This window comes from Mariniflexile sp., from assembly GCF_052728615.1.
The window spans coordinates 1-14,510 of sequence record NZ_JBFVFE010000078.1; the positions used below are offsets into that span (position 1 = coordinate 1).

The following is a 14,510-nucleotide window of genomic DNA, read 5'->3' on the forward strand; positions in this document are numbered from 1 at the left end:
CTTCAAAAACAACGCTCTGTCCAAAACGGCACATGGTTTCTTGGGCAAGGCTACTGATCTGTAAATTTCCAATGCTCCTACCTAGGACGTGGCTTTTTGGGACGTCGAGGGTCCCAAATCTCGTAACGGTTTTTTTTTTTTGTTACGGCTTGCAGGAACCTTTCCCAATGACACTTCCAGCATTTCTTTCTCCATCTCTTGGGTCATACTTGCAAAAGTTGACTCATATTGATACCCGTTTTCCATTCTTGAAGGGTTTTGCTCCCATTCTTGATAGTGCTTGGCAACAATCGCTAATATTTTGTCTAAATCGGTCATAAAAACTACTTTTTTTAAATCTAATATATACGCTTTTTTTGAAATATGCAATTTGTCGTGCACCCTGTTAAACCTTTGTTTTATGTCCTGTAGAACCCGTTCTATTTGGGGTTAATTCATAAATAAAATCGGGGTTTAATCCTGCTTCTTTTCGGTGCGACACATACAAAATAGCGGTATCGGTTTCTTTAGCAATTTTATTTATAAGTTCTGAGAAGAGTTTCGCATCAAAATCGTCCAGTCCATTGGTGGGTTCATCTAAAATAAGCAAAGGCGGATGTTTTACCATGGCTCTGGCTATTAACACCAAACGTTGGTGCCCTTTTGATAATTCCAAAAAGTTGTGCTTTCTAATATGATACATCTGTAAAACATGCAGCCATTGCCCCGTTATTTTGATTTGCTCGTTGGTGGGCGTTTGATATAACCCCACCGAATCGAAAAAACCGGACACGACCATGTTGCCAATAGAATCCAACCGCTTAAAACCTCTTATCATGTCCGACGAAAAATACCCAATTTTATTCTTAACATCCCAAACACTTTCGCCACTCCCCTTTTTTACTCCAAACAACATCATATCTTGTCCATAAGCTTTTGGGTTATCGCCATAAATCATGCTCAACATGGTACTTTTCCCCGAACCATTGGCACCTATTAACTGCCAAAACTCGCCGCGATTGATTTCCCAAGAAATAGCGTTTAAAATAGGTCTTCCTTCATAACTAACGGACACCTTATTGAATTTTACCAACGGATCGATATGTTCTGGAATAGGACGGTATGGTTGTGGCAACGCCTCAACAAAAGTTATGGGTTTGTTTGTATCCAACGCTTCAACTTGGTTAAATTCTACAAGCGTATCATTTTGTAAAGTATAGGTTCTATCTATGATTGACAAAACCTCTTCTTTCCTATTTGTAATCTGAACTATTAAAGTTTTACTGCTTAATGCTGCCAATGTTTTTTCAATGGCGGCTTGTTTGGCCGCATCTAAATTTCCAAAAACATTATCGGCAATAATATAATCTGGGTTTTGTAGAATAATATGGTTTAATAAAGCTTTTTTACGTTCGCCTTCGGAAGCATGGAGCAAACTGTTTTTTTTTTCGGTAAGCACATCAAAACGCCCATGGACCATTTCTTCATCTATAAATTTATCCAACGTAATTTCAGAAAAAAGAGCGTGTTTTAAATTTGCAAAACCTTCAAAAACTTCGCCAGAAACGATACGTTCGATAAGTCGTTGTTTATCATCGTTGTTGGTAATGTATATGGCTATATGGTTTTTCAAGTAGGTCAATTTTTGTTTAAACTAAAATATTATCCGTAAATGGGTTATTCGTAAAAAGACCTCACAGGTTTTTAAAACCTCTGTGAGGTCTGGTTTCAATATATAAAAAACTTTTTTTACCATTAAGGTTATGAATGCTGTTTTTTTTTACAGGTTTTTGGTATGAAAAGCCACCAGTCCTTCAATAGGCCGGCGTTCAAAATTACCAACCGTAAAGCCCATTTCTTTAGCTACTTCCTTTATTTCTTCTTGTGAGAAATAAGCGATGGATCCAGCAAAATGTACAGGAACGGTTTTAAGTTCTTCCTTGTACTGCATGATCATGTTTTTCGCAAATAGGCGGATGCCTTTTTTGATAAGTTCCACAATATATTCTGAATCTTTGTTCAGGAACATAAATTCGGCAAAATTTGCTAAATAAGCATTGGGGTTTGGTTGCTTATAAATATTGTATTTTATATAATCGGCTTCCAAATTATATTTGCTGCCAAAAGCTACTTTAATATCTTCGGGCATGTGGTTAAAATAATAATCCCTGATAAGTTCCTTTCCATAATAATTTCCAGCAGCATCATCCATTAAAATGTAACCTAAAGATTGTACCCTTTGGTGTAATTTTTTACCATCATAATAACTGCAATTAGAGCCTGTACCCAAAATACAGACCACCGCTGCTTCCGTATCATGATTAATGGTGCCATAAACGGCTGCCCAAGTATCTTCTTCCACTCTTACCAAGGCATTCGGGAACACTTCTGTAAGGGCGTTGTAAACCATTTCTTTACCTCTATCGGTACCACAACCAGCACCATAAAAAAACACATGCGTCACTTCTTTTCTATGTGCTTTTAAGTCTGCGTTTTTTTTAATTAGCTTCTTTAGTTTTTCTTCCTTTAAAATTTCAGGATTCAGACCTTTTGTACGCAGCTTCTCTAAAAGTTGTTTACCATTATTATCTACAGCAATCCAATCACTTTTGGTAGAGCCACTATCAACAATTAAAATCATATGGTTTGAAATAAAAAAACTCCGCAGATTCTTGTAATTAATACAATGTATCTGCGGAGTTCATAGTTAATATTTTTTTTAAATTATATTTTACTGATATGTTGAGCAAGATCAACTAATTTAGTGGAATATCCAAACTCATTGTCGTACCAAGATATTAATTTAAAGAAATTATCATTTAAAGCAATACTTGCATCGGCATCAAACACACTGGTCATAGACTCAGAAACGAAATCTTGGGACACTACGGATTCTTCCGTGTACCCTAAAACACCTTTAAGTTCTCCTTCCGAAGCTTTTTTAAGTGCTGCTTTAACCTCTGCCCAAGAAGCCGATTTTTCAGTTCTTACGGTTAAATCAACGACTGAAACATCCGGTGTTGGAACTCTAAATGCCATGCCTGTTAATTTTCCGTTTAATTCCGGGATTACTTTTCCAACGGCTTTTGCAGCTCCTGTTGATGAAGGGATGATGTTTGCCAAAGCACTACGGCCACCTCTCCAGTCTTTTTTAGAAGGTCCATCCACTGTTAATTGTGTTGCAGTAGTTGCGTGAACCGTAGTCATTAATCCTTCTACAATTCCGAAGTTATCATTAATAACCTTGGCCAATGGTGCTAAACAGTTTGTGGTACATGATGCGTTTGATACGATAGTATCGGCCGCAGTAATTTTTTTATGGTTTACGCCCATTACAAACATTGGCGCATCGGCTGATGGTGCAGAAATAGCTACTTTTTTAGCTCCTGCTGTAATGTGTTTTTGAGCCCCTTCCAAAGAAGTGAAGATACCGGTACAATCTAAAACCACACTGGCGCCAACGGCATCCCATTTTAAATCTTCTGGGTTGCGTTCTGCGGTGATCCTGATTTCTTTTCCGTTAACAACCAAGTTACCGTTTTTAACATCCACGGTGCCGTTAAAACGACCGTGAACTGAATCATATTTTAATAAATATGCTAAATGTTCTACATCCAACAAATCGTTGATTCCCACTACTTCAATATCTGGTCTGCCAACTGCTACCCTAAAAGCAATTCTGCCTATTCTACCAAATCCGTTAATTCCTAATTTTAATTTTGACATAATCTTGTTTATAAATGTTAAGTGCTCATAATATCTGAGACACGCAGTAATTCTAAATTTATTTTTGTTTTTCCTTTAATGGCATTATCCAAAGGTGTTAATTCCATTTTATTGTTCATTAACCCTACCATGTAATTGGTTTTACCTTCCAATAAGGACTCTACGGCTTTTACGCCCATTCTGCTGGCCAAAACCCGATCGAAACACGATGGCGAGCCACCACGTTGCATGTGCCCCAATACAGAGACCCGAACATCATAGCCTTCCATGTTTTGATCGACAAAATCTTTTAGCTCAAAAATGTTTTTTCCTATTTTATCTCCTTCGGCAACCACCACGATACTGGATGATTTTCCTGATGTTCTACTTTTGTTTAATGAATCAACAAGTCTTTCCAGACCTAAATCTTCTTCAGGTATTAAAATCTCTTCCGCACCTCCGGCAATTCCTGTGTTTAATGCTATATGGCCCACATCGCGCCCCATCACCTCTATAAAGAATAGCCTATTATGGGAACTTGCCGTATCCCTAATTTTATCGATGGCATCTACTACGGTATTTAAGGCTGTATCAAAACCAAGGGTATGTGAAGTTCCCACAATATCATTGTCAATAGTCCCAGGGATTCCCATAACCGGAAAATCAAATTCCTGATTGAATATCATGGCACCCGTAAAGGTTCCATCGCCTCCAATGGCCACTAATCCGTCAATATTGGCTTCAACCAACATTTGGTACGCTTTTTCTCTACCTTCTTTAGTTCTAAATTCTTTTGATCGTGCAGATTTTAATATGGTACCTCCTTTATTGATAATACCTCTAACGCTTCGGGCATTCATTTCTTTAAAGTCGCCTTCTATGAGACCTTCAAAGCCGCGATAAACACCTACACATTCTATATTATGGTAAGCACAGGTTCTAACTACCGAACGAATGGCGGCATTCATTCCAGGAGAATCTCCTCCAGATGTTAAAACTGCTAATTTTTTTATTGTTTTTGACATTAATTCTTCTATTATCCAAAGGTAAAATTACTAAAGAAAAACCACATATCTATAGCATTTATTCTATTTTAATGGTACTTAACAAACTATAACGTTTTAGTTAACAAAAAAAAACCAGAAATACAAATTTGAATCTTTTAATAAAGAAAATTAGCGATTTATTGGTCTCAAAAAATAGTTAAAACCAAGGTGCTTTAATGCCTTTTTCTTTAGCTTCTAAAAAAAATTTGACACGAATTCCAAATTTGAAAAGAAATGGGTATTATTCAAAAACGGATGACACCCCTTTAATACCCTTAAGGGGATAACCTACGCCACAATAATCCGTGGAATGCACATATTCCACGTTATTGCACATCATTGTTTAATTCTTTGATGGAGACTTAATGGTAACAAATTCCGGCAACGCACTGGTTTCTTTTGCCTCTTCTGTTTCAATGGTAATTTCATCTTCTTTTTTGGCCTTTTTCAATAAACTTCTAATAAGTTCCTTAAAGGTATCAAAATCCAGATTGTATGAAATCCCTATACCTTGGGTATAACCTATGGCTTCACCAAAATTACGGATGCTATTTTCCCTGTTGAACACATTGGCGGTTAAAGTGCCTTCATCATTCAACAGAAAGTTTATTTCAACATCGCCCGCAATAACGGTTTCTGAGGCGCCTTCACCACCAACAGGCACTGCCACCTTACCATTGATCAGTACTCTATCGCTTATTTGTGTCTGTACCGTAAAGCCCACCCGGTCGCTTGTTTGGTAATCCGGCCTCTTTTCGGCAGCTTCATAATTAATACCGATGTTAAGTTTGCTGTCGCCCGTGGTAAATATACCATTTATAATACCATTAAGACGTTCTGCGATGGTGCCCGAAAAATTAAGCTCGCTCAAACCCCGTGAAAAAGAACCGGTGGACAATAAATAAAGGGCTTGGTTTTGTCGGTCGTTCTCCGATTCCAATCGGTATTGCAATTCCGATTTTACCGTAGAGTTTACCGTTGGGAACTTAAAATTGAATTCCGGTTTTGGTTGTTCCAGATCACCGCTCAAACTAATTTGCAATTCTACGGGAATACTTCTATTTATGGGATTGTCAAGCAATGGCGAGGGGTTTGCCTGGGTTTTATAAATAGCATTCATATTTAAAATGGCTTTTAAAGGATCGCCATCCCAAGCAATGGTACCCCCTGGCTGTACAGTAAATTGCTTTTGGATCAAGCCACCATAGGCAAAATTATAGACGCCTTCAAATACCGCAAAATCGCCCCACATATTAAATTTACCGTTGGTATTTATTTCTACCAACAAACCTCCTATTCCCCGTCCTTTAAGGGAATGCCCAGAGTTTTTGTCTATGATGATCTCAACTTCGGCGTCTTCTGTAACATCCAGATCAAAATCCAATTCCAAACCTTTTATCTCATTAAAAACAATATCAACACCTCTTTTTCTGGCTTCTTTTTCTTCTTTGGTTATAAAATGGATATAGCTATTATCTCCAAAAGACTCCGTATCGCTTAAAGGGATTTTAAAAACGGTTCCCGGTTTGGTTTCGCCCACTACGCTTATAACCAGCTGGTCCGTGGGCCCTTCAATTTTTGCCCTACCGCCCACAAAACCAGTACCATAATATACTGCACCATCTGTATCCTTAGTGTCTAAAACCAAAAGTTTTTGTGTGGCCAGGTTTAAATCCAAGCGCCATTTTGAAAAGTTTACATGACTTAATGAGCCGTTGATTTGCCCTTTGGATTTGAACTTTGTGTCTGTAATTTGAATTTTATTAAAAATAAAACTTTGGTTTTTTAAGGTTACGGAAGATTTATCGGCAAATTGATAATCGACATTTAGATAAGGCACACCAAAACCAGATTTATTTAATAAAAGGTCGCCATTGATGTCTGGCCGTTTTAAATTGCCCACTACATGTACTGTTCCTGTGGCAAGCCCCCGGATATTTGAAAGCACGCCATACAATAGCGGGTTTAACGGCTCTAAGGTAAATGCGTCAAGTTCCAAATCTACATCTATATTGGACTGTTGCCCACTAACACTAATATCGCCAATGGCCCTGAACGACTTTTTAACATCATCTTTAATAGCGATATCAACCGTGTATTTTGTAAGGTTCTCGTTACCTTTTATGTTGGCATCAAATGAGCCGAATTCGTAATCATTGACTTTAAAATCGTCAATGACTATGGTTGAGGATGGTAAATAATTTCCGTTTTTCTGTACAATATCCAGTTTTCCATTTATGTTTCCTGCCAATTTTAAACTGTCTATTTCTGGAATGATATGGGCGAGGTTTACATTCTTAAAATTGAGTTTTAAATCTTTTTGGGTGGAATCTCTCAAAAAGCCTGTAAACTTGATTTCTTCGTTTCCACTATTGATCCTAAAATTGTCTATATTGAATTTTGTTAAAGGTTTATTGAATGAGATTTTATTGAATCTATCTTTTTTTTCATTGATATACCAGGTATTGTTTTTTATGGTTATATCCGATTTTTTAAAACCAATGACCGATTCTTTTTCTTCATTAATGGTATGGTAAAAACTTAAATTAAAATTGTCGTTGTTCTGTTTGCCTCCCCTAAATTCCGAACGCATAAACAGTGTGTCGTTTACCGTAACGTTTATTAAACTAAACTTTGAAACATCGTAGTATTTTGTTTTTAAGCTATCGGCTTCCACATAGGTGTTGAACAGCGGATTACTGTTGTCCACCTGAAGCTCAATATTGTTCACAAAATAATCGAGCAGTTTAATTTGGGGCGATTTAAAGGTAAGCTTAAATTGGCGCTCATCACTTTCTACCCGGCCTCTAATAAAGGTGTTTTTTCCCAATTCTATTTCCGGGTAAAACACCTCAACAATTTTATTGTAAATCTTGAAATTGAAATCGATGCTTTGCTTGGTGTTTACCTTGTGCGGCGTGTAATTGGTATATATGTAACCTATGGAGTTTTCAAAAAGTTTCTTTAAATCCTTAAATACAAAACGCCCTTTAAGTTCGCCTTGAATAATATCGGGCGAGTTTATTTCTATAAAACGCACATCTTCTTCAAATCGTGATGACATATCAAATTTTTCAAAATAATAGGTGTCGTTCTGGTTTTTATAAGCGGTGTTCCTAAAGGATATTTTTCCATAGGCATCATCCAAATTGCTGCTGTTCATGTTCATTTTCACATTGCTGCTGAACAAGGAAATGCTGTCCTTTTTAACAAAATTGAGCGCATTTAAATTGGCATAATCTACATTGGCCTCAAAATCATATTTGTTTACTTTTTCAGAAAAATCCACAAGTCCTAAAAAGTTCAATCTTAAATTTTTATCATTCGCTATAAGATTCCCATCAAAAATTTTGTTTCTAACATTTCCAACAACTTTAATGCCCGTATAATTGTATTGGTTATATTCTATTTCGAAAACATCCCCTTTAACCTGCGTGTCTAAATTTTGGGCAGTAAACCCATGTCCTTTTACATCAAAATTCAAGGATGCCATTCCCACATTGGGGTCGTTCAAAAAAGTTCCGAAATCAAAATTTTCAAAAACAATTTTTCCTTTGTACGAAGCATTATCAATATCATTGATTTTTGAAATTTGTAAATTGGAATCCACATAACCCAAATCGGTATCTATTTGAATATTGGCATCCACTGCTGTGGCCGTTACTTGCGATGTGCCCACAATGGCAAATTTTCCCAATTTATCAAAAGCTGTTGGAATGGTAGCGCCCAAAACATTGGGCAACAAGGCTTTTAATTCTCTATATGTGGAAGACAGATTTTTGAATTTGGCATCCATATAAAAGTTGTTTTCTTCCTTATTGAATAAATTTTTAAAAGCTATGTCGCCATAAATTTTTGTGTTAGCGCTAGAAGTCAACTTTAAATTATTCATTTTCAAGTCGTTTAGAGTACCAGATAGATCCACACTGAAATTAGCCGATTGATTTTCGCCAAATTCGTTGTAAAACGTATTAAGTTCATCTAAAAAAATATGGGAATCCTTAAAACTAGCAGTAACCAAAACTTTATCTGTAAAAAACTGTAAGTCTTCGCGGTTGTATGAAAACTTCAAATCGCCTTTTAAAATGGAATGTGGGGTTTTTGCATTTAAATTAGCAAACGTCATGCCGGTAAGCGTATAGGCAAAATCCGTCATCATATTTTTCATCACCAAGCCTCTGCTGTCCTTAAACGCAAGTGTATTTATTCTGGCACTTACATCGCTACCGTTTATTAAAAAATTGGTGGCATTAATATTCAACTTTGTAAATTCCACTAGTTTGCTGGTTTCTCGGTTTTCATCTGTAAGCCTAAAAATACCGTTGTAAATGGAAACGTCACTGGAGGATAATAAAAAGTTGCTTTTTACCTTGGTTGGGTTATCATCCGCAAATTTTTTAACAAATACATCCAAGTTGGTTTCGTTGTAGCCTTTATAGGTTTTAATGTTAAAAACCAAATGCTCTACATCAATGTCGCCAAACGTTAATTTGCCATTAATCAAGTTATTAATGCTTATAATAGAGGTGTTTAGCTCCGCTATATGGATCAGTGTGTCTTTTTTAAAATCTTGGATGAAAACATTTTTAATCTCAACATCGCCATTAAATTGCAAGCTTACCCTGCTAATGTTTATATTGGTTTTAAATTCTTGGTTAAGGCGTTTGGTAGCATATTTCCCCAAACTGGTCTGAACTGCGTGTATAGAAAGCACCAACACCAAAATGATGAAAAGAAGCAGAAAAACACCTGCTATTTTGTATGCTATTTTGAAGATTTTCTTGATAGGTGCTAAAGGTATTATTTTATTAAGAACAAACTGTAATTCCGCAACAATTGTATGTTATAAACTTTTAATTGAAGCCGACCACTTAAACTGATTTTTAACTTCCATTAAAAAAATAAATGAGTAGTTTTGTAATTACGACTTAAAGTGCTGCACTGGACTTTAATCCAGTGTCAAAATTAACAATTATTGTGCCTAATTTTAAGTAATGGCTGAACAAAATATTTATATCCTAGGAATTGAGTCGTCCTGCGATGATACGGCAGCTTCCGTAATACACAACGGACGCATTTTAAGTAACATTGTAGCCAACCAAAAAATACACGAAGCTTATGGTGGTGTGGTGCCCGAACTCGCTTCTAGGGCCCACCAGCAAAACATTGTTCCGGTGGTGCACCAAGCTTTAAAAAAAGCCAACATCACAAAAAAACAACTGCATGCCATTGCGTTTACAAGAGGCCCTGGTTTAATGGGATCGTTGTTGGTGGGTACCTCATTTGCAAAATCGTTGGCGTACGGTTTAAATATTCCGCTTGTTGACGTGAACCACATGCAAGGGCATATTTTAGCACATTTTATTGATGAGGATGGATTTAACAAACCGCCATTTCCTTTTTTAGCCATGACTATTTCTGGTGGACACACGCAAATTGTTAAGGTTGATAATTATTTTGACATGACCGTTATTGGCGAAACCATTGACGATGCCGTAGGTGAAGCTTTTGATAAAAGCGGTAAAATTTTGGGGTTGGGCTATCCTGCAGGACCAGAGATTGACAAACGCGCCAAATTAGGAAACCCGAAAGCTTATAAGTTTACCAAACCAAAAGTGGATGGATTGAACTTTAGTTTTTCAGGTTTGAAAACCGGCATTCTTTATTTTATTCAAAAGGAAACACGGAAGAATCCAAACTTTATTGAAGAAAACCTAAACGATATTTGCGCTTCCATTCAATATACCATTATCGGTATTCTTATTGATAAATTGAAACTTGCCGTAAAGGAAACCGGTATAGACCACATTGCCATTGGTGGTGGGGTTTCGGCAAATTCAGGCATTAGGCAAGCCTTAAAGGATGGCGAGCAAAAATTTGGATGGACTACTTATGTGCCTAAGTTTGAATTCACGACCGATAATGCCGCTATGATTGCCATTGTGGGCTATTTAAAGTATTTGGAAGGTGATTTTGCAGAACAAAATGTTGCTGCCTCGGCACGATTGAAAATATAGTTTGCAGTATTCAGTCGCAGTTAGCAGTTATGCATATTAATGTCATAATTCTTAATTCTTAATTCTTAATTCTTAATTCTTAATTCTTAATTCTAAAAATGCAACTTTTTTACAATCCGAATATACATGAAAACACCCAGCAATTTTCTTTTGAAAAAGAGGAAAGCAAACATATTGTAAAAGTTTTGCGAAAAAATGTGGGCGACCTATTGCATATTACCAACGGTAAAGGCTGGTTGTTTACTGCGGAAATTACCTTAGCTAATATAAACAACTGTCTGGCGAACATCGTTTCCAAAGAATTACAACCTAAACGGCATTATAATTTGCATGTAGCGGTGGCGCCCACCAAAATGAACGATCGTTTTGAATGGTTTTTGGAAAAAGCTACCGAAATTGGGGTGGATGCCATTACCCCTATTATTTGCGACCATAGCGAACGAAAAACAATAAAACCCGATCGTTTTGAAAAGATTTTACAGTCGGCCATGAAGCAATCCCTTAACTGCTATGTGCCAAAACTTAATGAAGCCATAGCATTTAAAGACTTTATAAACCAGGATTTTAAAGGCGATCTGTTTATGGCGCATTGCGAGGAAACCGATAGAAAATCCTTAAAGCAGCAACTAAAACCAAAACAAGATATTACCATTTTAATTGGGCCGGAAGGCGATTTTAGCACCAAAGAAATTGACATGGCTATTAAAAACAAGTTTATTCCCGTAACTTTGGGCTCCAACAGATTGCGTACCGAAACCGCTGCTATTGTCGCATGCCATTCGGTAGCTTTTATAAACGAGACCGATAATAGGCTTTAATTTATTGAAATATTATATGGAAAACACAATGCGCACTTTTCTTTGTTCTTTATTCTTTAGTATATATTCTTTAGTCTCATTTTCCCAAGAAATTGCCTTAGTAAAATACAAAGGTGGTGGCGATTGGTATGCAAACCCTACAGCGTTGCGTAACTTAATTGCGTTTTGCAATAATACTATTAATACCAAAATAACCGCTAAACCACAAGAAGTGGAAGTAGGTAGTTCTGATATTTTTCAATTTCCTTTTTTGCACATGACGGGGCATGGTTATGTGTTTTTTAATGAAGCAGACGCCGAAAATCTTCGGAATTATTTAATCTCCGGAGGATTTTTACACATTGATGACAACTATGGTATGGAACCCTATATTACCAAGGAACTTAAAAAAGTTTTTCCCGATAAAGAATTGGTAGAATTGCCTTCCAATCACGACATTTTCAATAGTCCCTTTAAATTCCCTAACGGATTGCCCAAAATACATGAACATGATGGCAAGCGCCCACAGGCTTTTGGTATTTTCAGTGAAGACAGATTAGTACTTTTATTTACCTATGAAAGCGATTTGGGAGATGGTTGGGAAGACCCCGAAGTGCATAACGACCCCGCAGATGTGAGGGAAAAAGCACTGAAAATGGGTGCAAACATTGTTAAATATGCGTTTGAGAATTAAAAGCCCTCTAAAAAGCTCCCTAACCCCCGAAGGGAGAATTCCCACTGTTGCGGGCTGCACTCAGTCGCAGTATTCAGTCGCAGTTGCCAATGTCCAAAGTTTAAAAAATTCAAAAAACAATCATCATTGGTTAATCGTCAATCGTTAATCATCAATCGTAAATCGTAAATCATCAATCGTAAATCGTAAATCGTAAATCGTTAATCGTTAATCATCAATCGTAACTCAAAATTGGAAATTACCAAGCAACTTTTAATAAACCTATAGCCCTCTTGAACTTGCATATATTACATACTGAAATTCAAGAATTTATAAGCAACCATTTAAATTCGGATAGTGCTTCTTTATTATTAAAAGGAACAGATTTCCCTTTGGTTGAAACTAAAGATATCATTGAACAAATAGAGGCGAAAAAACGATGTGAAAAGAAATTACCAACCTGGTTCCATAAAAAAAACATCTATTACCCAAATAAGCTAAATATTGAGCAAACATCTTCTGAACATACGGCAGCATACAAATCGGGGTTGGTATCAGGAGACATTATTATTGATGCAACGGGCGGTTTTGGAGTAGATTGCCTTTACTTTTCAAAAGTGTTTAAAAATGTGGTTTTTTGTGAAATAGACCACGCACTTTCTGAAATTGTAACCTATAATTATTCGCAACTCCAAACCAATAATATCATCACAAAAAATACGGATGGCATATCGTTTATTAAAGAAAGCAATACCCATTTTGATTGGATTTATATAGACCCCTCGCGAAGACACCACAGCAAAGGGAAAGTCTTTTTTTTAAACGATTGTTTACCGAACGTACCCGAGCATTTGGAGTTGCTTTTCAAACGTTCCAAAAACATCATGGTCAAAGCATCTCCCCTACTTGATTTATCTGTTGGCATTGGTGAGCTGAAGCATGTTAAAACCATTCATGTGGTTGCTGTGAATAACGAAGTGAAGGAATTGTTATTTATTTTGGAGCAGGGGTTTAAAGATGCTATTTCTATTGAAACAGTAAATATCAAGAAAGAAAATAACGAACATTTTAATTTTACTTTTGAGGATGAAAAAGGGATAGAATCAAAATATTCCAAACCCCTCGCCTATTTGTATGAACCCAATAGTGCCATTTTAAAAGCGGGCGGTTTTGATTCCATAACCAATCAACTGGATGTTTTTAAACTGCACAAACACTCCCATTTATATACAAGTAACATGTTGATGGATTTCCCCGGAAGGCGTTTTAAAATTGAAAATGTTATTCCTTACCATAAAAAAGAACTGAAAAAATTGGCGCTAGGCAAAGCCAATATAACGACTCGGAATTTCCCTGAAACAGTGGAACAACTCCGTAAAAAACTGCACCTTAAAGATGGTGGTTCGTGCTATTTGTTTTTTACCACGGATAACGAAAACAACAAAATCGCCATACAAACTATAAAAGCAGATTGAAGTCCTAAACAATATGTAATCTGTCAAAAAAATTTAAAATCGAACTTCAAATAGGTTTCGATTGCGCTGAACCGGACACAGATTTTAGGATAGTGTCTTGATTATTACTCGATACAACTGAGTTTATCCATAAAAAACGCTTTGTATTCTATATTGGTTACTTCACGGGAATTTTTGGTCCCACGCAGCAGAATTGATTTTATGGGCGCATTTTTTAACAAAGCCATTTGAGACCTTGACAGAATGGCTTTAAAGGCAAAATTACCACAATCCATACCCCAAGAATGGTAAAACGTTATGGTTTGGTTATTTTCAAGTTTAACTTTTACAGAAGATCTGTTGCTTGGTAAATAACTGGCACAACCCAAATCGGCTTTCAAGTTAAAGAATACATTGGTACTGCTTCCTCGTTTGAACAACTCAACGGTTAAATCATCATTAATTTTATAAGGGTCTGTTCTAACAATTTTTATTCTATCGATCGCATCATATTCATTCATGGCATAGTGGCAGGTGTTTCTAAACTCAATGTTTTCCAGCCTTTCTTTTTCTTCGTTTTCTTCTATAATAGCATTTTTTTTTGTTTTTTTCAATGCTGGTTTCTTTTGTTCTTCATCTTTAACATTGGCGATAGAGTCCTGTTTTTCCTTTTCAACACGTTCTGCTTCCTGCCTTTTGGCTAGTGCTTGTTGGGCTTCTAACTTTATTCTTTCCTCCTCTTTGACTTTGGCAATGGCATCTTGCTGTGCTTTTTCCAATCGCTCTGCTTCTTGCTTTTTGGCAAGTGCTTGGGCTTCTAACCTTAACCGTTCTTCCTC

General features: G+C 36.5%; 11 protein-coding genes. 4 read left to right on the forward strand and 7 right to left on the reverse strand.

The genetic code is table 11. The features are described 5' to 3' along the window. Nucleotides 1–81: 81 nt before the first annotated feature. The 6 genes from ACU1LP_RS17905 to ACU1LP_RS17930 all read right to left on the reverse strand — a co-directional run bounded on the left by ACU1LP_RS17905 (nucleotide 82) and on the right by ACU1LP_RS17930 (nucleotide 9,444). Nucleotides 82–318: a hypothetical protein gene (locus ACU1LP_RS17905; RefSeq protein WP_445736952.1), complete on the reverse strand. Its 237-nt coding sequence runs from the start codon at nucleotides 316–318 to the stop codon at nucleotides 82–84. Nucleotides 319–385: 67 nt separating this feature from the next. After that, complete coding sequence (locus ACU1LP_RS17910; RefSeq protein WP_445736953.1) at nucleotides 386–1,612, reverse strand: ATP-binding cassette domain-containing protein; 1,227 nt, start codon at nucleotides 1,610–1,612, stop codon at nucleotides 386–388. A gap of 147 nt (nucleotides 1,613–1,759) precedes the next feature. Continuing rightward, entirely contained in the window at nucleotides 1,760–2,620 is an 861-nt protein-coding gene (locus ACU1LP_RS17915) for a BadF/BadG/BcrA/BcrD ATPase family protein (protein WP_445736954.1), read from the reverse strand. 83 nt (nucleotides 2,621–2,703) lie between these two features. Then, complete coding sequence (gene gap / locus ACU1LP_RS17920) at nucleotides 2,704–3,705, reverse strand: type I glyceraldehyde-3-phosphate dehydrogenase (protein WP_445732792.1); 1,002 nt, start codon at nucleotides 3,703–3,705, stop codon at nucleotides 2,704–2,706. Between the two features lie 17 nt (nucleotides 3,706–3,722). Then, nucleotides 3,723–4,709 carry a 6-phosphofructokinase gene (gene pfkA, locus ACU1LP_RS17925; protein WP_445732791.1) on the reverse strand — a complete coding sequence of 329 codons (987 nt, stop codon included), beginning with the start codon at nucleotides 4,707–4,709 and terminating at the stop codon, nucleotides 3,723–3,725. Between the two features lie 364 nt (nucleotides 4,710–5,073). Beyond that, the gene (locus tag ACU1LP_RS17930) at nucleotides 5,074–9,444 is read right to left on the reverse strand and encodes a translocation/assembly module TamB domain-containing protein (RefSeq protein WP_445736955.1); all 4,371 of its coding nucleotides are present in this window, start codon (nucleotides 9,442–9,444) and stop codon (nucleotides 5,074–5,076) included. Nucleotides 9,445–9,724: 280 nt separating this feature from the next. On the opposite strand from ACU1LP_RS17930, the gene tsaD reads away from it, so the two are divergent. From tsaD to ACU1LP_RS17950, 4 genes are all read left to right on the forward strand, one after another. Continuing rightward, complete coding sequence (tsaD, locus tag ACU1LP_RS17935) at nucleotides 9,725–10,747, forward strand: tRNA (adenosine(37)-N6)-threonylcarbamoyltransferase complex transferase subunit TsaD (protein ID WP_445736956.1); 1,023 nt, start codon at nucleotides 9,725–9,727, stop codon at nucleotides 10,745–10,747. A gap of 98 nt (nucleotides 10,748–10,845) precedes the next feature. Continuing rightward, nucleotides 10,846–11,565: a 16S rRNA (uracil(1498)-N(3))-methyltransferase gene (locus tag ACU1LP_RS17940; RefSeq protein ID WP_445734616.1), complete on the forward strand. Its 720-nt coding sequence runs from the start codon at nucleotides 10,846–10,848 to the stop codon at nucleotides 11,563–11,565. Nucleotides 11,566–11,593: 28 nt separating this feature from the next. Beyond that, a complete protein-coding gene (locus tag ACU1LP_RS17945) occupies nucleotides 11,594–12,238 on the forward strand; it encodes a DUF4159 domain-containing protein (RefSeq protein ID WP_445734615.1) in 645 nt (214 codons plus the stop codon). A gap of 272 nt (nucleotides 12,239–12,510) precedes the next feature. Then, complete coding sequence (locus ACU1LP_RS17950) at nucleotides 12,511–13,692, forward strand: THUMP-like domain-containing protein (RefSeq protein WP_445734614.1); 1,182 nt, start codon at nucleotides 12,511–12,513, stop codon at nucleotides 13,690–13,692. 104 nt (nucleotides 13,693–13,796) lie between these two features. Here ACU1LP_RS17950 and ACU1LP_RS17955 read toward each other — a convergent pair. Continuing rightward, on the reverse strand, nucleotides 13,797–14,510 hold a 714-nt coding region (locus ACU1LP_RS17955), incomplete at its 5' end, for a hypothetical protein (protein WP_445736957.1).